18 protein-coding genes are annotated in these 19,248 nt (G+C 68.6%); 8 read left to right on the forward strand and 10 right to left on the reverse strand.

Going from position 1 to position 19,248, the window contains the following annotated elements; translation table 11 throughout:
• Window positions 1-31 precede the first annotated feature (31 nt).
• Both QHF84_RS04955 and QHF84_RS04960 read left to right on the forward strand, forming a co-directional pair.
• On the forward strand, window positions 32-478 hold the full coding sequence (locus QHF84_RS04955) for a hypothetical protein (RefSeq protein WP_281312000.1): 447 nt from the start codon (window positions 32-34) through the stop codon (window positions 476-478).
• Between the two features lie 38 nt (window positions 479-516).
• Window positions 517-1,149, forward strand: a complete 633-nt coding sequence (locus QHF84_RS04960) for a hypothetical protein (protein WP_281312001.1) — start codon at window positions 517-519, stop codon at window positions 1,147-1,149.
• Here the strand turns inward: QHF84_RS04960 and QHF84_RS04965 are convergent, their stop codons facing one another.
• Together QHF84_RS04965 and QHF84_RS04970 are read right to left on the reverse strand one after the other, a co-directional pair.
• Window positions 1,150-1,584, reverse strand: coding sequence for a hypothetical protein (locus tag QHF84_RS04965; RefSeq protein ID WP_281312002.1), 435 nt, complete (start codon window positions 1,582-1,584; stop codon window positions 1,150-1,152). It lies immediately after the preceding gene.
• 120 nt (window positions 1,585-1,704) lie between these two features.
• A complete protein-coding gene (locus QHF84_RS04970) occupies window positions 1,705-2,628 on the reverse strand; it encodes a LysR family transcriptional regulator (RefSeq protein ID WP_281312003.1) in 924 nt (307 codons plus the stop codon).
• Between the two features lie 154 nt (window positions 2,629-2,782).
• Here QHF84_RS04970 and QHF84_RS04975 point away from each other — a divergent pair, with 154 nt between their 5' ends.
• From QHF84_RS04975 to QHF84_RS05000, 6 genes are all read left to right on the forward strand, one after another.
• Window positions 2,783-3,520 carry an SDR family oxidoreductase gene (locus tag QHF84_RS04975; RefSeq protein WP_281312004.1) on the forward strand — a complete coding sequence of 246 codons (738 nt, stop codon included), beginning with the start codon at window positions 2,783-2,785 and terminating at the stop codon, window positions 3,518-3,520.
• A gap of 253 nt (window positions 3,521-3,773) precedes the next feature.
• Entirely contained in the window at window positions 3,774-5,357 is a 1,584-nt protein-coding gene (locus QHF84_RS04980) for an aldehyde dehydrogenase family protein (protein ID WP_281312005.1), read from the forward strand.
• A 73-nt stretch (window positions 5,358-5,430) separates the two neighbouring features.
• Window positions 5,431-7,155, forward strand: coding sequence for a serine/threonine-protein kinase (locus tag QHF84_RS04985; RefSeq protein ID WP_281312006.1), 1,725 nt, complete (start codon window positions 5,431-5,433; stop codon window positions 7,153-7,155).
• 102 nt (window positions 7,156-7,257) lie between these two features.
• Window positions 7,258-7,515: a hypothetical protein gene (locus tag QHF84_RS04990; protein WP_281312007.1), complete on the forward strand. Its 258-nt coding sequence runs from the start codon at window positions 7,258-7,260 to the stop codon at window positions 7,513-7,515.
• A 37-nt stretch (window positions 7,516-7,552) separates the two neighbouring features.
• Entirely contained in the window at window positions 7,553-8,659 is a 1,107-nt protein-coding gene (locus QHF84_RS04995; RefSeq protein WP_281312008.1) for an FIST N-terminal domain-containing protein, read from the forward strand.
• A 68-nt stretch (window positions 8,660-8,727) separates the two neighbouring features.
• The gene (locus tag QHF84_RS05000; protein ID WP_281312009.1) at window positions 8,728-9,516 is read left to right on the forward strand and encodes an HAD-IA family hydrolase; all 789 of its coding nucleotides are present in this window, start codon (window positions 8,728-8,730) and stop codon (window positions 9,514-9,516) included.
• Window positions 9,517-9,832: 316 nt separating this feature from the next.
• On the opposite strand, the gene QHF84_RS05005 is transcribed toward QHF84_RS05000, so the two are convergent.
• The 8 genes from QHF84_RS05005 to QHF84_RS05040 all read right to left on the reverse strand — a co-directional run bounded on the left by QHF84_RS05005 (window position 9,833) and on the right by QHF84_RS05040 (window position 19,187).
• On the reverse strand, window positions 9,833-11,110 hold the full coding sequence (locus tag QHF84_RS05005; protein ID WP_281312010.1) for an FAD/NAD(P)-binding oxidoreductase: 1,278 nt from the start codon (window positions 11,108-11,110) through the stop codon (window positions 9,833-9,835).
• Between the two features lie 153 nt (window positions 11,111-11,263).
• A complete protein-coding gene (locus QHF84_RS05010) occupies window positions 11,264-11,986 on the reverse strand; it encodes a sulfite exporter TauE/SafE family protein (protein WP_281312011.1) in 723 nt (240 codons plus the stop codon).
• Complete coding sequence (ccoG, locus tag QHF84_RS05015) at window positions 11,983-13,401, reverse strand: cytochrome c oxidase accessory protein CcoG (RefSeq protein ID WP_281312012.1); 1,419 nt, start codon at window positions 13,399-13,401, stop codon at window positions 11,983-11,985. The genes QHF84_RS05010 and ccoG overlap by 4 nt, the downstream gene beginning before the upstream one ends.
• Complete coding sequence (locus tag QHF84_RS05020) at window positions 13,402-14,001, reverse strand: cbb3-type cytochrome c oxidase N-terminal domain-containing protein (protein ID WP_281312013.1); 600 nt, start codon at window positions 13,999-14,001, stop codon at window positions 13,402-13,404.
• The gene (locus QHF84_RS05025; RefSeq protein ID WP_281312014.1) at window positions 13,991-14,206 is read right to left on the reverse strand and encodes a hypothetical protein; all 216 of its coding nucleotides are present in this window, start codon (window positions 14,204-14,206) and stop codon (window positions 13,991-13,993) included. The genes QHF84_RS05020 and QHF84_RS05025 overlap by 11 nt, the downstream gene beginning before the upstream one ends.
• 16 nt (window positions 14,207-14,222) lie before the next feature.
• The gene (gene ccoN / locus QHF84_RS05030; RefSeq protein ID WP_281312015.1) at window positions 14,223-16,616 is read right to left on the reverse strand and encodes a cytochrome-c oxidase, cbb3-type subunit I; all 2,394 of its coding nucleotides are present in this window, start codon (window positions 16,614-16,616) and stop codon (window positions 14,223-14,225) included.
• On the reverse strand, window positions 16,591-16,785 hold the full coding sequence (locus QHF84_RS05035; RefSeq protein ID WP_281312016.1) for a hypothetical protein: 195 nt from the start codon (window positions 16,783-16,785) through the stop codon (window positions 16,591-16,593). Before QHF84_RS05035 ends, ccoN begins: the two co-directional genes overlap by 26 nt.
• A 2-nt stretch (window positions 16,786-16,787) precedes the next feature.
• Window positions 16,788-19,187 (reverse strand): heavy metal translocating P-type ATPase metal-binding domain-containing protein, encoded by a 2,400-nt coding sequence (locus QHF84_RS05040; RefSeq protein ID WP_281312017.1) that lies wholly within the window; start codon window positions 19,185-19,187, stop codon window positions 16,788-16,790.
• Window positions 19,188-19,248: the final 61 nt, after the last annotated feature.

The following is a 19,248-nucleotide window of genomic DNA, read 5'->3' on the forward strand; positions in this document are numbered from 1 at the left end:
TCCCCACCGCTCGACCGGTATCGAGGCCCTCATGAGATCACTCCTCCTCGGGTGCGTGTTCGCCACCTGCGTACTCGCTTGCAGCAACAACTCTGCTCAGCAGCCGGCGCCGGGTCCCGGCGCGGCCCCCGAGGCGCGACCGATCGCGGCCGCCAGCACCCAGGCCGACGCGCGTGCCGCGGCGACCGCGGCCGATCTGCCGCTCCTCCGGACCGCCGATCGCGCGGTCGTGGCCTGGTCCGCCGGCGGCACGGCCGAGAAGCGCGGGCAGGAGCTTTCGGCGCTCGTGGAGGCCCTGCGCGTGACCGATGCGCAGCCGAGCGGCGGCAAACAGTTCGCGCAGATCACGTTCTATCGCGGCGAGACGCTTCTGCGCGAGGTGTGGGTCTTCGCCGACGGCGAGTGGGGGTTCGTGCGTCCTGGCACCGCCTGGACGGTGGGCGCGTCACCGGCCCTGGGTGATTTGGTCAAGCGTTAGTCCGCGATCGGCGCCCTCGAACCGTGGTAGAAGGGGGCATGGAATTCGATACCGCCTCCGGCCGCGCCTTCCTCGAGCTTCCGGAGGGCTACGCGCTCCCGGACATCGACAACCTGATGCACGACGCGCGAGCGATCCTGCTCCACACGGTGAACCTCCGGACCGAGACGCGCGCCGCCGGGATCCAGATCTCGCCCATATGGGAGCCCCACGACGGACAGGCCGCGCTCCGCGCGACGATCGTGCCCGCCGAGATCGAAGCGCGGCACTTCGAGGGCAAAGGCATGATGGCCCTCCGCAATCCGGAGGCGCTCACCATGATCGCCGACGTCGTCGAGATCCTCGCGGACGAGCCGGCCGTCGCCGCGCAGGCGCTCCTGGTGACCGCGTCGGTCTGGATCAGCAAGGAGGCGCCGATTCGTCCGCTCGGCCTGCCCTACAAGGGCCACTTCAAGCTCTTGACGCTGGTCATTGCGGATTTCTTGCGCAAGATCGGCGCCGGCTTCGACGAGCTCGAATGGCTCACGTCGATCGGGCTCCTCAGCGCCTACCACAATCCCGACGAAGACCCTCCGGCCGAGCAAGTGCGCGCCTCCGCGCGCGACAAGACGCTGCAGCTCGTCGCGGAAGAAGAGGCGTGGATGGCGGCGCTCATGAACAAAGCGGAGTGATCACCGCTTGAGCGACAAGAGCGCAGGCCCGGCGGACGTGTTTCCGCAGGTGGCCGTGAGCTCGTCGCAGGCCGAGACGTTCACGTCGACCACGACGTCCTTGCTCCGGCGGAACGGGGACGAGCCATTCGGTACCACGAGGATCAGCGTTTCCTTCGGCCCCCCGTCGCATACGAGGGCATCTTCGAAGGCAGACCCGTTCACGACCTCGCTCCCGGACGCCTGGTAAAGCTGCACGAACACGCTCGGGGACGTGCTGCCCTTGGGGCACGTGTACACGATCGGAATGCCGATCAAGGCTCCGTTCAGGAACTGGGCCTTGGCGCCCATCTCGATCGAGAGCCCCTCCATCGCGTGCGCCGTCCCCGGCACGAGCGGCAAAGCCGTCCCCGCGAGCCCGAGAACCGCCCCGAGCGTGCAAAGCATCTGTTTCATGTCCATTCCCCCCATGTGTGTATTCGGATCAGCCCCCATGAGCGCAAGAGGCCTACACGAAATCGAGGGGGGGACGCCCCAAATCGAGAGGCTGTCATCGTTCCGGACGAAGGGTTCGTTTCAGGCGCGACGTCGCCCGCGCGCAGGCGGAGCGGGCGCCGGCTCCGTCGGCAGCGTCGCGCGAAGGTGCGAAGCGATGGCATCGATGCGCGGCGAGCCGCGATTTTCGATCCGATAGAGCGCATACACCGGCACGAGGGGCAGCGTCGCCTCCGGCAGGAGCACGCGCAAAGAACCGTCGGCCATGGCGTCCTTCACGACGAAGTCCGGAAACGCGGCAATGCCCAGGCCCGCCTCCACCGCCGATCGAATGCCGAGCAACGTGGCCACCCGAAGCTTCGGCACCATGGTGACCGTACGCTTCTCGCCATCCTCGACGAAGTGCCACGTCGCGGGGCTCGAAAGGCCGAGCACCGCCGCGTGGCTCGCGAGCGAATCGACCGTGCGCGGCAGCCCGTGACGACGAAGATAGGCCGGTGACGCCACGAGGACGCGCGGGAACGTCGCGATGGACTGCGCGACGAGGTTCGTCGTATCCGGCAGCGCCATGCCCGCGCGCACGGCAATGTCGACGCCTTCGCCCACGAGCTCGGCTTCGTGGTCCTCGAGGCGCATCTCGAGCTCCAGCGCCGGATGGGCGTCGAGCAGCGCAGGCAACGCCGGCACGATCCGCATCACCCCCAGCGTGACGGACGCGGAGACGACGACGCGGCCCCCGATCGCCCGGTCGGGCCGCACGCTCGCCATCGCGGCGTCGGCTTCGCGCACGAGCCGCGTCGCGTGCTCGAAAAACCGCCTCCCCTCGTCGGTGAGGTGAAGGCTGCGCGTCGTGCGCACGAAGAGCTTCGCGCCGAGCTCCTCTTCGAGCGTGCCGATCTGCCGGCTGATCGCCGCGAGCGAGAGCCCGAGCGAACGCGCCGCGGACGAGAACGAACCGGCTTCGACGATACGAACGAGCGTGCGCGCCCGGCCCAGGAAGTCCATGGACCGGATGCACCGCATCCTTCAGCTTTTTGCAAGAGTAGATTGCAATTGTCTCGTCTGCCGCAGCTCGACGGGCGGGTGCATGTTCTGCGCATCGATGCCGGACGGGGACCGCGAAGGCCGCGGGACACCGGCTCGCTGGAGAGCGAACATCATGGGCAAGCTGCAGAACAAGGTCGTCCTCGTCACGGGTGGAACCACGGGCATCGGGCTCGCCGCGGCTCGGCTCTTCGCGGCCGAAGGCGCGAAGGTCACCGTCACCGGCACGAATCCGCGGTCGGTCGAAGCCGCCCGCAAGGAGCTCGAAGGCATTGCCGAGGTCGTCGTTTCGGACGCCGGATCGAGCGCAGACATCCAGGCGCTCGCCGGGCGTTTCGCCGCGGAGGGCACGGGCGTCGACGTCCTCTTCCTCAATGCGGGCGTCGCCAAGTTCGGCCCCATCACCTCGCTCGACGAGGCCGCCTTCGACGATTCGTTCCGCATCAACGTGCGGGGCCCCTGGCTTTACATCAAGCACTTCGCGCCGCTCCTCCGGCGCGGCGGCGCCATCGTGGTGAACAGCTCGATCAACAATCAGCTCGGCATGCCGGGATCGAGCGCCTACGCGGCCTCGAAAGCGGCGCTCCGGTCGATCGTGCGCGTCGCCGCGGCGGAGCTTTCCGAGTCAGGCATTCGCGTGAACGCCGTGAGCCCCGGACCGATCGAGACGCCGCTCCACGATAAGCTCGGCTTCCCCGCGAGCTTCGCGCAAGCGCTGATTGCGCAGATCCCCATGCGGCGCTTCGGTACGGCGGACGAGGTGGCCAAGGCGGCCCTCTTCCTCGCGAGCGACGACGCCTCGTACATGACCGGCGAAGAGATCGTGCTCGACGGCGGAATGACCCGGGTGTGATGCCGTGGACCGCTCGCCGGCGATCGGCAGCGATGGCACGCCCTCGGGATCGGGGACGCCCTTGCTCGCGGGGCGCCTTCGTTCCGGACAGCAGCCGCGTGGGCGCCGTCCGAGGTGCGAGTTCTCCGTATTGAAGCACGCCGCCCCTTTGGCTACGTTCACCGACGACCGTGCCGGCGAAGAGCCCGCGCGGATGCGCGGACGCGCACGATGCGCCGGGCCGATCGCTCGGCTTTCCTGCGAGGAGGATGAAATGGGCCAGGTGGTGATGGACCGAGGGGCGGGGAGCGTTGCGGGGAGCGGTCCGGGCGCCAATGGGCACGCGGCGACGAAGATCCGGAGCTACGCGCCCGCCACGGGCGAGCTCCTCGGCGAGGTGAAGGTCACCTCCGCCGACGAGGTCAAGCGAGCCGTCGAGCGGGCGCGGCGCGCGCAGGAGGCCTGGGGCGCGCTGCCCGTCGAGGAGCGCTGCGAGCGCGTGCTGCGCTTCCGCGACGCCATCGTCGACCGCGTCGACGAGATCGTCGACCTGCTCGTGCGCGAGTGCGGAAAACCCCGCCACGAGGCCCTGCTCCACGAGGTCATGGTCGCCGCCGACATCGCGACCTTCTTCGCCAAGGCCGCGCCGAGCGTCCTCGCGCCGCACGAGGTGAAGCTCCACCTGATGAAGCACCGCCGGAGCTTCATCCACTACAAACCGCGCGGCGTCGTGGCCGTGATCTCGCCCTGGAACTACCCGTTCCAGCTCCCCTTGCGCGACGCCATCCTCGCGCTGCTCGCGGGCAACGCCGTCGTCATCAAGCCGAGCGAGGTCACGCCGCTCATCGCGCAGAAGGCCAAGGAGGTCTGGGACAGCGCGGGCCTGCCCGAGGATCTGCTCCAGATCGTCCCCGGCTTCGGGCCGACGGGCGCGGCGCTCATCGAGGCGCAGCCCGACTTCGTGATCCTCACGGGCAGCGTCGCCACAGGCCGCAGGGTCGCGGCCGCGTGCGGCGAGCGGCTCATCCCGTGCGTGATGGAGCTCGGCGGCAAGGCGCCGCTCATCGCCTGCGCCGACGCCGACGTCGAGCGCACCGCGCGCGCCATCGTGTTCGGCGGCTTCTCGAACGCGGGCCAGGTCTGCGTCTCCGTCGAGCGCGTCTACGCGCACCGCGAGGTGCACGACAAGCTCGTCGATCGCGTCGTCGAGCTGACGAAGGAGCTCCGGCAGGGTGATCCGAGCGCCGAGTTCGTCGACGTCGGCGCGATCATCTTCCCGCACCAGATCGACGTGGCCGAGAAGCACATCGCTGACGCGGTGCAGAAGGGCGCCACGGTGCGCGCGGGCGGCAAGCGGCGTGAGGGGCCGGGGCAGTTCTTCGAGCCGACCGTGATCGACGGCTGCAACCACCAGATGACCGTGATGACCGAAGAGATCTTCGGGCCGATCGTGCCGATCATGCGCGTCTCGACCGAGGAAGAGGCGCTTCGCCTCGCGAACGACTCGCACCTCGGTTTGAACGCGTACGTCTTTTCGCGCGACCGTGATCACGCGACGCGTCTTGCCGAGCGCGTCGAGGCGGGCAGCGTGCTCGTGAACGACGTGCTGACGAACGGCGGCACGCCCGACACGCCCTTCGGCGGCATCAAGGCGAGCGGCTTCGGCCGTGCGATGGGTGAAGAGGGACTGCGGGAGATGTGCAACATCAAGCACGTCAGCGTCGAGCGTGTCGGCATGGGCAGCAAGGACCCGCTCTGGTTCCCGTACACGGCCCAAAGTTATGGCTGGTTCCGCAAAGGGCTCCGGGCGCTCTTCTCCGGCGGCGGACTCTTGCAGCGCATTGGCGAGATCCTGTAATCAGGTGGCACTCGGGGGTGGTGGATGGGACCGGGCGCCCCACGCCACCGCCCCTGCCCTCCCTGCGCCGCGCATGAAGTCCTGTCCCACGTGCAGCCTCCGCTATCCGAGCGAGAGCAACACTTGCTTCGCTGACGGCTCGACGCTCGTCGTGCTCCGGGATCCGTGGCTCGGCAGCACCGTCGCGGGCAGGTACGTGCTCGACGAGCTCATCGGCATCGGCGGCATGGCCTCCGTGTACCGCGCGCGCTTCCTGCTCACGGACAGACCCTGCGCGGTGAAGCTCCTGAACCCGCAGCTCGCCTCGGATCACACGACGCGTGAGCGCTTCAACCGCGAGGCGAAGCTCGCGCAGAGGCTCGCGCACCCGAACATCATCGAGATCTTCGATCACGGCGACGCGGAGGACGGCACGCCGTTTCTCGTGATGGAACTGCTCGAAGGCGAGAGCCTCTCGGAGGTCATCGCGAGCGGCCCGGTGCCTCTCGCGCGCGCGCTGCCCATCGCGATCCAGATGACGCGCGCGCTCGCCCGCGCCCACGACTTCGAGGTCATCCACCGTGATCTCAAGCCGGAGAACGTCTTCTTGCTCCGGGGCGACCGGGTCAAGCTCCTCGATTTCGGCATCGCGCGCTGCGCGCAGGACGTGCGCCTGACGAACGCGGGCGAGGTCTTCGGCACGCCCGAGTACATGGCCCCCGAGCGCGCGACGTCCTCGGACGCGGGCCCGCCGGCCGATCTGTATGCGCTCGGCGTGATCCTCTTCGAGATGCTCACGCAGCGTCTGCCCTTCGACGCGCCGAGCCCCGCGCAGATCCTGAACAAGCACATGCTGGAGCCGCCGCCGCGCCTCGGCGAGCACCTGCCGGACGCGCCGCCCGCGCTCGATCAGCTCGTCTACGACCTCATGGCGAAGGGCCCCGACGGCCGGCCCGTCGACGCGCACCGGGTCCTCGCGACGCTCCAGGAGGTCAGCGAGGCCGCGCGGATCCCCTCGCCGCCCGATCTCGACGTAATGCCGATCGCGCCGCCGCGCCCTTCATCCGCGGCCGCGGCGCAGCGCTGGAGCACGCGCGTCGAGATCGTCGAGCGCCTCGTCGGCAAGACCTACGGCGGCGCCCTGCCAGCCGAGGTCGCGCGCACGCTCGAGCAGATGAAGGCGTGCGTGAAGGAGCTCGCGGAGCTCCGCGAGCGCGGCATCGAGGAGCAACGCGCGCTCGACACGATCCACCGCGAGTGGAAAGAGGGCCGCTTCCGCCAGGGCAAGGCGATGGATCGGCTCACGGTGGACATCTCGCGGACGCGCGAGGAAGCGCGCGCGACCCGGGCCGGCATCGCGCCGCTCGCCGGCGCCGCGAGGTCGTTCGCGCCGCGCGTGCGCGAGGCACACCGGGAGCTCGTCTTCTGGGAGGGCCGGAGCGGCTTCCGCGAGCCCTACCGCGAGCTCGCGGCCGCGTACCGCGCGCTCGCCGATCTCGTCGACCTCTGGGCGAACGCGCGCCACGCCGAGCTCGAGGTCGAGGCGGCGGCGGTCGAGAAAGAGCGCGCGGTGGCCGAGGTGGATCAGCAGATCCGCGAGCTCCGGCACAGCCTCGTGATCGCGGATCGGGCGATGGAAGATCGCAAGGCGAAGCATTTCCTCGCGCTCGCGGACGTCGGGCGGCGCGCGGAGAAGCTCGAGATGGAGCTCTTGCGATCGTCGGGTCGGATCTGCGCGCCGCTCCGAGGCCGCGCGGATCTCGCGCCCTTTTTCGCGGAGCTCGCGGGCGCTCCCCCTCTGGCGGCGGCGCCCGCGTAGCTTCCCCCGAGAGAGCTGTTGGGGATGACGTGACGTTTGTGAGATGATGTCTGCGGGGCGGGAGATCGCGCCGCGTTTCGAGGCGCGAGACCTCGCGAAAGCATGTCGGGGAAGGTCAAGCAGATCATCGACGCCATCGTCGCCCATCGATCGCGGGGCAACCCGACGATGGCCGGGTTCGTCCGCGCGAAGCTCATGCTGAAGGGCATCGATCCTTCGAAGCACACGGACACCACCTCCGACGATCCCGAAGTCCTGCGCAAGCTCGAGGCCCTCGCGCGCGAGCTCGGCGTCGACCTGTCGGCGCAGCCCGCGGGCGTGTCGTGGCGACCGCCGCCGTCCTCGGGCCCGCAACGCTAGCCATCTTCTTCGAGAGCACGCAGGAGGAGTGTCAAACGTGCCCGTTCGAACTGCCCATGCGACCGTGATCGGCGCAGACGACGTCGCGCGCGCCATGCGCGCGGAGCTCGCCTCGGTCGAGCCCGTCGTGGTCCTGTATTTCGCCGGCGGCCGCCGCGATCCTCGCGCCCTCGCCGAGGCGATGCAGCGCGCGTTTCCAGGCGCGCTCGTGGTCGGCTGCACGACGGCCGGCGAGCGTGAAGGCCGCGCATGGCGCAAGGGCTCGGTCGTCGCGATGGCGCTCGGCAGCGAGATCGTGCGGGACGCGGCCGTCGCCGTGATCGAGGACGTCCGCAGTCGCGCCGACGTGAAGGACGCGCTCGCACCGCTCGAAACGCACTTCGGCCGGCCGCTTTCGAGCCTGGATCCCTCGCAGCACGTGGGCCTCCTGCTCATCGACGGCCTCAGCAACGCCGAGGAGCGCCTCATGGATCGGCTCGGCGACCTCACCGACATCCCGATCCTCGGCGGCTCGGCGGGCGACGACCTCACCTTCACGTCGACGTGGGTCGCGAAGGACGGCATGGCCTTCACGAACGCCGCGGTCCTGCTCCTGCTCGAACCAGCCGTCCCGTTTCGCGCGTGGAAGACGCAGAGCTTCCGCCCGCTCGATCGCACGCTCCGCGTCACGGCCTGCGACGAGGCCGGGCGCGTCGTGCATGCGTTCGACGGCAAACCCGCGGCGGCTCGGTACGCCGAGGTGCTCGGGATCCCGCCGGAGGAGCTCGCGCATCACTTCCAGAACCACCCGCTCGGCCTGATGGTCGGCGACGAACCTTTCGTGCGGAGCCCGCAGCAGATCCGCGGCGAGAGCGTGGTCTTCTACTGCAACGTCCCCGAAGGCACGGTCCTCACGGTGCTCGAAGCGAGCGACATCGTGGAGGACACGCGCCGCGCGCTCGCGACGGCCCGCGAGGAGCTCGGCGGCGCGTCGGCGCTCATCGGCTTCGACTGCGTGCTGCGCACGCTGGAGATCGAGACACGTGGCCTCGTCGAGCCATACGGCACGATCTTCGAGGGCATCCCGACGGTCGGGTTCAGCACGTACGGCGAGCAGTTCCTCGGCCACGTGAACCAGACGGCGACGATGCTCCTCTTCGGCTGAGATCACCGCCTCGCACGAGCTCGCCGCGGGGCTTCCGATGGGCCAGCGTGGGCTCCATCTGCCCTTGCATGGCGTTCGAGGGGATCCTCTTCGACGTGGATGGCGTGCTCGTCGATTCGCCGCACGAGCGGGCCTGGCGGGAGACCTTGGAGGAGCTCATGCGAGGCCCGTGGAAGGACCTCGCAGCGCGATCGCGGTACACACCGGCGCGCTTCGACACGGCGGTCTACCAGGAGATCGTCGCGGGCAAACCTCGCGAGGACGGGGCACGCGCAGCGCTCGAGTACTTCGGCGTCCCCGACGCCGCGTCCCACGCCGCGGAGTACGGCGCCGCGAAACAAGCGAAGATCCTGGGTCTCATCCGGGAAGGCGCGTTCCAGGCCTTCCCGGACGCGTTACGGTTCGTGCTCGCGGTGCGCGACATGGGCTTGCCGATGGCGGTCGCGTCGTCATCGAAGAACGCAAACGAGCTGCTCGCGCGGATCGCCCTGCCCGAGCCGATGCCGGGCATCCGGCCGGATCCGCTCGGAAAAGAGCCGGGCACGACGCTCGTCGACCTCTTCGACGCAAACGTCTGCGGCCGGACGTTCCCGAGGGGCAAACCGTACCCGGACATCTTCCTCGGCGCCGCAGCAGAGCTCGGCGTGCAGCCCGAAGCAGCGCTCGTGGTGGAGGACGCAACGTCGGGCGTTCAGGCCGCAAAGGCCGGCGGAATGCGGGCGATCGGGGTGGCGCGTCTCGGGGACGAGGATCTCTTGCAGGCAGCAGGCGCGGACCTCGTGGTGACGTCCCTCGACGAGGTGGATCGGGACGCACTCGCGCGGGGGAACCTCGCGCGCGTCAGGAAGGCGGCGTGAGCTGAGCTGAACCGTGGAGCCGGGGCGCTGCCCCGGACCCCGCGGGGGCTGTCCGCCCCTCGACCCGGACCAGGCACGGCCTGGACCGAGGGCGGAAAAACCGCGCGATGCGCGGTTTTTCCGACGGGCCGGTGGCAAGACCAGGGACGACGTTGCCGATCGAAACCGTCTTGGGTGGCAGTCTTGACTCGGCCTGTTCGATGAACTGCGCATCGCGCAGTTCATCGACCCCGGGTCCAGCGCTTGCGCTGGTCCGGGTGCAGGGGCGGATAGCCCCTGCTGGGGCCTGGGGCAAAGCCCCAGCGCTACGGTCAAATCACGACAAACCGCGCAACATCAGGTTCCAGTACATCCAGGGCAGCCCGTACCGCTTGAGCAGGTACATGTCGTGCCGCTCCTTCTGCGTGTCGATGAACGGGATCGACGGCGTGGGTTTGCCGCTGTAATCGAATTCCGCGAGGAGCATCGTGTCGTAGGAGGTCACGAGTGGGCACGAGGCGTAACCGTCGTATTTCGCCGTGGGCTCCTTGCCGTTCATGACGGCGAGCAGGTTCTCCACGAGGACCGGTGCTTCTTTGCGGATGGCCGCGCCCGTGCGCGAGGTCGGCAGCTCCGAGGCGTCGCCGAGCGCGAAGACGTTCGGGTAATCGGGGTTCTGCATCGTGTGCTTGTCGGCCTTGGCCCAGCCCTTGTTCGGACCTTCTTTGTGCGCGATCGGGCTCCGCTTGATGAAATCGGGCGCGCTTTGCGGCGGTACGGCGTGCATCATGTCGTACCGGATCGTCTCGCGTGTGCCTGCCGGATCGCCTACGACTGCGAAGACGGCCTCTTTCCGATCCGGATGCACCTCGACGAGGTTGCGCTCGAATTTCGTTTGGATGCCGTAGCGCTCGATGACCTTCTCGAGCACCACGCGGAATTCCGCGACGCCGAAGATTGCCTTCTGCCCCGAGCCGAGGATCACGCTCGACCGATCGAGCAGGCCCGTCTTGCGCCAGTGATCACAGGCGAGATAGGCGATCTTCTGCGGCGCGCCCGCGCATTTGATCGGCCCTGTCGGGTGCGTGAACAGCGCCGTCCCGCCGCGGAAGGACTCGATGAGGCGCCAGGTCTTCGGTGCGAGGCGGAAATCGTAATTGCTCGATACGCTCTCCGTCTTCAGCGCTTCTCGCAGGCCGGGGACGGCGTCCCAGTCGAGCTGGATGCCTGGGGCGACGACCAGGAAATCGTAGCCGATCCGCCCGCCGCCGCGGACGCGCACGGTTTGCGCCACCGGATCGATCTCCTCGGCGAAGTCTTTGATCCAGCGCGCGTGCTCGGGAATGTAGGCGGCCTCGTCGCGCGCTGTTTGCTCTGCGCTCACGATGCCCGCGCCGACCAGCGTCCAGAGCGGCTGGTAGTAGTGTTTTTCGGAGGGCTCGAGGATTGCGACGTCTTCCACGCCGGCGCGCGCGAGCCGCGCGGCCACGGAGATGCCGGCTGTGCCGCCGCCGATGATGACGACACGCGCGCGCCCGAGCTCCGGGGTCGCGGCGGACTCGGACCGCGGGTGGCTTGCTTTCGGGGAGGTCGGTGCGGGCGTGATCGTGGCCATCTCGTTTCCTCTTCCAGGGGGTTCCGTTCGTCCGGGCCCAAGCAAGCAAGATGCCACCCTACGCTCCACGCGCCAGCGCTTCGACGAGCGCGCGACGCGCAAAACCGAGGGCCAGCACGTTCCAGCCGCGTTTCACGAATGTTTCACGATGTTTCAACGCGCGTGGTGCGCGGGAACGCCCGCGGCGGACGCGCAACATGCGGGCGTCTCTGCGGGCGCCAGCATGGATCGAATCGGCGGCGTCATCACCCAGGCCGCGGCCGCGACGAGCGCGAGCGCGCCGACGTTTCTCGCGAAACGGCCCGAAATGCGCGCCGCCACGTTCGCCGACAAGGCTGCCGGCAGCATCAAGAGAGGCGCGCTCGCCGCGGCAAACACGAGCATCATGGCCGCGCCCAAAGGGCCCGAGCCCGCCGACGACGCGGCGACGACGCCCGCGAAGAGCGCCCCGCAGGGGAAAAGCGCCGTCGCGAGGCCGAGCCCCATCCCGCGCCGCGGTATGTACCGCGCGATTTTCTGAAAAAACCTCCCCTCCCGCGGGCCGCGCCCCAGCGCGACCAATTTTTCCCCCGCTGTGGGCCGCACGAGCACGATCGCCCGATACACGAGCGCCGCGGCCACCAGGATCGCCAGCACGAGCCGCACCACGTTCCCGGCGGACCCCGCGGCAAACGGCGCGCCGAGCGCTCCCGCGGCCCCGCCGAGCGCCGTATATCCGAGGGCCCGGCCTCCCAGGTATCCGAAGGCCCGCCGCGCGTCGAGGCGCCCTTCCCGGCTCGTGCCGACCGCCGCGATCGGGCCACACATCGCCGCGCAATGCACGCCGCTCGTCGCGCCGAGCGCGGCCGCCGTCCCGAGCGAGATCCACAGGCTCATGGCGCACCTCCCTCCGATTTGCCGATGCCCGCGGTCGGCCCGACGAACGTCCCCTCCACCACCCGCTCACCTTCGGGGCCCCGCACGTGAATTCGAATGGGCACGTTGCCTTTCAACGCGGCGCGTTTTGCCGTCACCGTGACCGGCAGCGAAATGCCTCCGAGTCCGCCGACCGTCGGCTCGCCCGTCGGGACAACCCACGAAAGGCCCGGCGTGGGCTCGGGCTCGACCTTGAACGTCGCCGCGTCCGGGCGCTTGTTCACGAGGTGGATCGTGAATGCGTTCCGCACCTCGTCGCCGTCGAGCACGAAGGGCATTCCGGGCACGCGGAGGAGGTTCGCCTCGAACGTGGAGCGCGTCCGCGTCGCGACCGTCGCCACCACGAGGCCCACGAGGCCGAGCACGAGGTAAAGCCACACGCGCGGCCGCAGCAAACGCGTCTTTCCACCCGCGAGGCCCTTCAGCGAATCGTATCGCACGAGCCCGCGGGGCCGCCCGAGCTTGTCCATCACCTCGTCGCAAGCGTCGATGCAGGACGTGCAGGCGATGCAATCGAGCTGCAGGCCGTTGCGGATGTCGATGCCCGTGGGGCAGACGGCGATGCACCGCTTGCAATCGACACACGCGCCCGCCTCGGGATCCGAAGCCTTCCCGCGCGGCTCGCCCCGCGTCTTGTCGTACCCGACGACGAGCGAGTCCTGGTCGATCAGCACCGATTGCATGCGCCCGTAGGGGCAGAGGCCGATGCAGAGCTGCTCGCGGAAGCGGGCGAAGTTGCCGTAAAACACGGCCGTGAGGGCCGCGGCCCAGGCGAAGGCCTCGGGGTGCTCGGCGGGACGGCTCTTCATCATGGCGAAGAGCCGCGGCACGCTCACGAAATACCCCACGAACACGTGCGCCACGAACGCCGCGAGGACCACGAACGCGACGTGTTTTCCGACCTTCCGGAGGATCTTGTCGGCGTTCCAGGGCCCCTTGTCGCGGCGAATGCGCATTTCGCGCGGCCCCTCGATGAGCCGCTCGACGGGGCGGAAGAGGCCTTCGAGGAACACGGTCTGCGGGCAAGCCCAGCCGCACCACACGCGGCCGAGGAGCGACGTCAAGAAGACCAGCGAGAACCCGACGCCCGTGAGCAGGAAAAAGAGCAGCCACAGATCCTGCGCATTGAACGTCGCGCCGAACAGGAAAAACTGCCGGTGCTCGACGTCGAGCATGAGCGCGGGCCGGCCGTCGATGCGCACCCAGGGCACGACGGCCCACGCCGCGACGAGCAGCAGGAACACGGCCTTCCGCGCGCGAGCGAAGCGCCCGCGCACGTCGGCAGGCTGTACCCAGTTTCGCGAGCCGTCCGCGCGCAGGGAGCTTTGCATCTCCCCGCCCTCGGACGAGAGCACCGGCAAATGGACGCGTGACATTTACGGCTCCGGCGCGCCTTGCGGCGCTTTGCCCCCCGGAACGTTCGTGCCTTTGATCGAAAGGACGTAAGCAGCCGCGAGGCGGACGCGCTCTTCACCGATCAGCGCGCCCCACCCGGGCATCCCGCCTTTCACGTAACCATCCTTGATCGTCGCGTACACCTGCATGGGCTTGCCGCCGTGCAGCCACGCTCCGTCCGTCAGGTTCGGGCCAATGCCGCCGCCCCCGTTCGCGGCGTGGCAGCTCACGCAGTTTTTCGTGAAAACCTCCTTCCCTTCGGACGCGGCGGCGACGTTTTTCGCCATCGCCACGAGGTTCTCGTCGCTCGCCGCGCCCATGGCCTTGAGCTTCTCGGCCTCCGCGGCCGCGGCCTTCGCCTGCTCGACCGCATACGCCTCGCGCGGCGAAGGCAGCATCTTGAAGGCCTCGTAGCCCATCCAGTACAGGGCGCTGAAGGCAATGGCGCCGTAGAGCGTCATCAACCACCAGCGCGGCAGGTGGTTGTCGGCCTCCAGGATTCCATCGTATTCGTGGACGATCCCCTCCCCCGAGTCGGGCGGCGGGGCCTCTTTCGTCGTGACGTGTCGTTCAGTCGACATGGGTCACCTCCGGACGCTGGTCGGCGCGGCGCTGCCCGGCGTCGTCATGCAGCGGCAAAGCTGCGATCTCGGCGTAGGCCTCGGGCCGCTTCGAATAGGTGCGGATCACCCAGGCCGCGAAGACCGCGAGGAACAGAAACAGCGCGGAGAGCGGCAAGAGGAGCAGCGGGCTCTGCGCAATGGGAGCGAGGAATGCTTGTTTCACGGGATCCTCCTGCCTTTCAACGGGCCTTCTCGTCGGTCATCGTCACGGGCACCGGCGCGGCCGGCGGCGGGGGCGGCGGCGGGTTCTTGCCGATGCGCTGCAGATACGCCGTGATCGCGACGAGCTCGCTCGACGGATTCGCGGCGATCCCCTGCGTCTCGAGATCCCGCACGATCTCCGCGGCCTGCTTCTCCGCGTCGACCGGCGCGCCCGCGATCTCGTCGGGCGTGTAGGGCACGCCCAGGCTGCGCATGGCGCGGAGCTTGTTCTCGATGCCCGCGAAATCGACGCGGCCGTGTTCGAGGTGCGCGTACGAGGGCATGTTCGAGCCGGGCGAGACCGAGCGTGGATCGAGCATGTGCTGCCAGTGCCACGCATTCGGATATTTCCCGCCGAGCCGCGCGAGGTCCGGCCCCGTGCGCTTCGAGCCCCACTGGAAGGGGTGATCCCAGCGCGAATCGTCGAGCGTCGAGACCTCGCCATACCGCGACGTCTCGAACCGGAACGGCCGGATCATCTGCGAATGGCAGGTGTAGCAGCCCTCCTTGATGTACACGTCGCGGCCCTCGAGCTCGAGCGCGCGATACGGCGCGTTCGTCTTCTTCGCGATCTCGGCGTCCGTTTGCCTGAGGACGATCGACGGCACGATCTCCGCCACGCCGCCGATGAGCACCGCGAGCACGGTCAGCACCGTGAAGAGCAGCGCGCGCCCCTCCAGGATCGCGTGCCACGTGGGTTTGTCGGGGCTCTTCCCGAGCGTCAGCACGAAGATCCCCGTGAACCCGACGATCCCCGCGAGCAAGAGGAGCCCCGCCGTCCCCACGGGGTTCGTGAAGGCAATGGCGAAGAGGAGCACGAGGCACACGGCCGCGATCACCACGGGCGGCCCGAACACGATACGCTTCCAGTCGATCTCCTTCGCCGGCTCGACCTCCACGACCACCTCGGCCTCGCCGTCCGTGGCCTTGCCGCTCTTCGCGGTCATGTAGAGGTTCCAGCCCATCATGACCATACCGGCGAGATACAGCGTCCCTCCGAAGAGGCGCATCCAGTACATCGGCCGGATCGCGAGGAGCGTCTCGACGAAGCTCGGATACATCAGGTTGCCCTGCGCATCCACGGCGCGCCACATCATGCCCTGCGTGATACCGCTGACCCACATCGCGATGATGTAGAGCAGGATGCCCACGGTGCCGATGTAGAAATGGATCTCCGCGGCGCGGCGCGAATGGAGCTTCGTGCCGAAGAGGCGGGGCACCATCCAGTAGAACATGCCCGCGGCCATGAAGCCGTTCCAGCCGAGCGCGCCGCCGTGCACGTGGCCGACGATCCAGTCGGTGTAATGGGCGAGCGACGAGACGCTCTTGATCGAGAGCAGCGGGCCCTCGAACGTGGCCATTCCGTAGAACGTGACGCCGGCCGCAAAGAACTTGAGGACCGGATCCTCGCGCACCTTGCCCCACGCGCCGCGCAGCGTGAGCAGGCCATTGAGCATGCCGCCCCAGCTCGGCGCCCAGAGCATGAGGCTGAAGAGCATGCCGAGCGTCTGCGCCCAATCGGGCAGCGCCGTGTTGAGCAGGTGGTGCGGGCCGGCCCAGATGTACACGAAGACGAGGGCCCAGAAATGGATGATGCTGAGCCGGTAGCTATAGACCGGGCGCTCGGCCGCCTTGGGGAGGAAGTAATACATGATCCCCAGGATCGGGGTGGTCAGGAAAAACGCGACGGCGTTGTGCCCGTACCACCATTGCACGAGCGCGTCCTGGGCCCCGCCGAAGACCGAGTAGCTCTTCAGGAAGGAGACGGGGATCGAGAGCGCGTTGACGACGTGCAGGACCGCCACGGTCACGATCGTCGCAATGTAGAACCAGATCGCGACGTAGAGCTGCTTTTCGGCCCGCTTCGCCAGCGTCCAGAAGAAGTTCACGGCGAAGACGATCCAGATGGCGGCGATCGCGAGATCGATCGGCCATTCGAGCTCGGCGTACTCCTTGGCCTGCGTGATGCCGAGCGGCAGCGTGACGGCCGCGGCGACGATGATGCCCTGCCAGCCCCAGAAATGGATGCGGCCGAGGAGCTTCGAGGCCAGCGTCGCCTTCACGAGGCGCTGCGTCGAGTAATACACGCCGGCAAACATCATGTTGCCGACGAACGCGAAGATGGCCGCGTTCGTGTGCAGCGGCCGGAGCCTGCCGTACGAAAGGATCGGCAGGACGTTCGCCTTGAAAAACGCGAGCTCGAGCGCGGCGAACGCGCCCGCGAGCATGGCCACGATCCCCCACGCGACCGAAGCGAAGACGAACCAGCGCGCGATCTGGTCGTCGTAGGTGATCGTCCGTTTCTGGACGTTCGCCCGATGAGCGCTCGCCTCCTCGATCGAGGGTTCAGCGAGTTTGGCCGGAGCCGACATGACGTTCCTCTCCTCTGCTATGAGGTCTGGTCTTCTCGTCCTCGATCGGCAGGAGTGCGAGCCGATCGGCGTGCTCGTCGTCGCGCTGACGCGCGCTGTAGGCGAAAAGCAAAATCGAGCCCAGGACGAGCAGGAAGCTCACGAAGATCTGTAGGTATATCGCATCCATGGTCAAGCCGTCCGGAGGCGCGCCTCCGGCGGGGGCAATGGGCAGGTCGCGGGCTGCGCGACCTCTGCCTTTTCACCAAGCAAAATCAGGACCGCGAGGATGGTGCTGAGCGACGAGAGCGGCATCAACACCGCGCAGAGCAGCGGGGTCATGAACCCCGCGCACGAGAGGCCCACGGTCACGACGTTGTAAGCGAGCGCAACCGAAAGCGTGATTCCGAGCACGCGGCGCAAACGCTGCGCCGAGGCGAGCGCGAGGCGCACGGGGGCGAGGCCCGGCGTGACGAAATAAAAATCGGTCCGGGCCGCGAGGAAGGGTCGATCGATGGCGGGCGTGCCGCTCACCGTGGCCTCGGTCGCGACGAGTGCATCATTGATGCCATCGCCGAGGAACAGGAGATCGCCGCGGTCGTGCTCGCGCACCCATTGCGCCTTCGCCTCGGCGCTCTTGCCGCCCACGGTTTTTTCGGGGGCAATGCCGCACGCCGCGGCGACACGCAAGGCGCGCTCGTCGAGATCACCGCTCAGAATGCCGACGTCGTAGCCCATGGCGCGGAGCGCGCGGATCTCGGCGGGCGCGTCGGGGCGGAGATCCTCGACGGTATGGAACGCGGCCAGGACCCGCCCATCCACGCCGAAGGCCACGTCGGCGTCGCCTTCCGGCGCGGCCGGGTCGATCCACGCGCTCGCGCCGAGTCGATACAGATGGCCCTCGTATTCCGCCTCGACGCCGCGGCCCGTGACCTCTCGCGCGTCGAGCTCCGCGACGAATTGATCCGTGCCGAGGGCCTGCGCGAGCGCCGCACTCTTCGGGTGCGTGCTGCGCGCCGCGAGGTTCTTGAGGAGTCGTTTTTCCTCGGGCGAAAGCACGGCGGCCGGAGCCGTGTCCTCGATCCGGAGTTTTCCGGTCGTCAACGTGCCCGTCTTGTCGAAGACGACCGTACGCACGAGCGCGGCGCGATCCAGGAAACTCCCCGAACGCACGAAAAGGCCGGCCCGGCGGAGCCTCGCGCCCACGAGCTCGTACGCGAGCGGCGTGGCGATCCCGAAAGCGCAGGGGCACGTGACGATCAAAACCGCGGTGACACGTTCGAGCGCGGCGCGCGCGTCGTGCGTGGCGAAATACCCGATGCCGAGCGCGAGCACCGCAATCACGAGCACGGCCGCGACGTACACCCGCGCAAACGTGCGCCAGAAGGCCGCGCCGCGCTCGTCACGGCCCTCGCCGGGCGCGGCGCGGAGCAGATCGACGAGGCTGCCGGCGGCGAAATCGGTGTCGGCGCGCAAAGTCAGCGCGCGCGCCCCCGAAAGAAATGCGCCGGCGGGGACGATCGCTCCCGGCGGGAACACGCGCGGCGTGCTCTCCCCGTTCACCCAGTCGAGCGAAAACGAGGCGTCATCCTGGCCGAGAATCACCGCCGGGACCGGGACGACGTCGCCGGACGCGAGGACGAGCGTATCGCCGTTTCGGATCTCCACGGCGCGCCGCAAAACCACTGTGTCGCCTTCGAGCCTGCGCGTGTAAAGGCCCTCGGCCCCGTCGCTCTGGAGCAGGCGCTTCTGGTTGCGCTCGATGAGGCGCATCTGGAGGAAGCGGCCGACGAGCATGAGGGCGACGAACACGGTGAGCGTGTCGAAATAGGTCGTCAGCCCGTGCGCGAGCCACCCCCACGTGGAGGAGGCGTACGCGAGCAGAATGCCGAGCGCGATCGGCAAATCGAGGTGCAAAACCCCGCGACGGAGGCCCGCGAGGGCCGTCTTCCCGAAATACGATCCGCCGACGAGCACGCTCGCCGTCGCGAGCCCGAACGAGAGCGCGAGAAAGAGCCGGTGGAGCGGCCCCTCCGAGAGGCCCGCATACACGGAGATCGCCAGGATCATCCCGTTCATCGCGAGCGCGACGGCGATCCCCATCCGCAGGAGCAGCCCATTCGAGGGGCTCTCCTCGCTCTTCAGCTTCGGTCCCAGGAGATACCCGCATGACTCGACCCGCGAGACGAACCGACGCAAGGGAAACGCTCGGGAAATCGTGAGGCGCATGCGGCCGAGGGCGGGGTTCACGACGATGCCCGCGCCGCCCTTCTCGCGGCGGAAGAGCTGCTCGATGAGCCACACGCACGCCGCACACGACAAACCCTGAACGTCGAGATCGAGGCGATGGAGCCCCTCGGCGCGGGCGAGTTCCGCTTCCAGCGGCTCGAGCCATTTCTGGTCCCGGCCCACGGCCGCCGCCGTGACGGCCTCGCCTTTCTCACCGCGCAGCGTGTAATACCGTTCGAGGTGCTCCTCCCGGAGCAGGTCGTGGACGAAGCGGCAACCGGCGCAACAGAACCCCTCCTCGGCAGCCGCGGGGAGCGGTCCGCCGCAATGAAGGCATGTTCCGTCGCGCGATTCTGGAACCATGACCCGCACCGTCAGCAACTTACGTACCAGGTGCAATACGGGCGGATTCATCTCCAGGCGC

Source organism: Polyangium sp. y55x31 (assembly GCF_029946505.1).
In the GTDB taxonomy this organism is placed as follows: Bacteria; Myxococcota_A; Polyangia; order Polyangiales; family Polyangiaceae; genus Polyangium.

Excerpts from the sequence above, each read along its gene's own strand:
- QHF84_RS04955 (WP_281312000.1), top strand. The coding sequence starts at position 32 with ATGAGATCACTCCTCCTCGGGTGCGTGTTCGCCACCTGCGTACTCGCT.
- QHF84_RS04960 (WP_281312001.1), top strand. The coding sequence starts at position 517 with ATGGAATTCGATACCGCCTCCGGCCGCGCCTTCCTCGAGCTTCCGGAG.
- QHF84_RS04965 (WP_281312002.1), bottom strand. The coding sequence starts at position 1,584 with ATGAAACAGATGCTTTGCACGCTCGGGGCGGTTCTCGGGCTCGCGGGG.
- QHF84_RS04970 (WP_281312003.1), bottom strand. The coding sequence starts at position 2,628 with ATGGACTTCCTGGGCCGGGCGCGCACGCTCGTTCGTATCGTCGAAGCC.
- QHF84_RS04975 (WP_281312004.1), top strand. The coding sequence starts at position 2,783 with ATGGGCAAGCTGCAGAACAAGGTCGTCCTCGTCACGGGTGGAACCACG.
- QHF84_RS04980 (WP_281312005.1), top strand. The coding sequence starts at position 3,774 with ATGGGCCAGGTGGTGATGGACCGAGGGGCGGGGAGCGTTGCGGGGAGC.
- QHF84_RS04985 (WP_281312006.1), top strand. The coding sequence starts at position 5,431 with ATGAAGTCCTGTCCCACGTGCAGCCTCCGCTATCCGAGCGAGAGCAAC.
- QHF84_RS04990 (WP_281312007.1), top strand. The coding sequence starts at position 7,258 with ATGTCGGGGAAGGTCAAGCAGATCATCGACGCCATCGTCGCCCATCGA.
- QHF84_RS05000 (WP_281312009.1), top strand. The coding sequence starts at position 8,728 with ATGGCGTTCGAGGGGATCCTCTTCGACGTGGATGGCGTGCTCGTCGAT.
- QHF84_RS05005 (WP_281312010.1), bottom strand. The coding sequence starts at position 11,110 with ATGGCCACGATCACGCCCGCACCGACCTCCCCGAAAGCAAGCCACCCG.
- QHF84_RS05010 (WP_281312011.1), bottom strand. The coding sequence starts at position 11,986 with ATGAGCCTGTGGATCTCGCTCGGGACGGCGGCCGCGCTCGGCGCGACG.
- ccoG (WP_281312012.1), bottom strand. The coding sequence starts at position 13,401 with ATGTCACGCGTCCATTTGCCGGTGCTCTCGTCCGAGGGCGGGGAGATG.
- QHF84_RS05020 (WP_281312013.1), bottom strand. The coding sequence starts at position 14,001 with ATGTCGACTGAACGACACGTCACGACGAAAGAGGCCCCGCCGCCCGAC.
- ccoN (WP_281312015.1), bottom strand. The coding sequence starts at position 16,616 with ATGTCGGCTCCGGCCAAACTCGCTGAACCCTCGATCGAGGAGGCGAGC.
- QHF84_RS05035 (WP_281312016.1), bottom strand. The coding sequence starts at position 16,785 with ATGGATGCGATATACCTACAGATCTTCGTGAGCTTCCTGCTCGTCCTG.
- QHF84_RS05040 (WP_281312017.1), bottom strand. The coding sequence starts at position 19,187 with ATGGTTCCAGAATCGCGCGACGGAACATGCCTTCATTGCGGCGGACCG.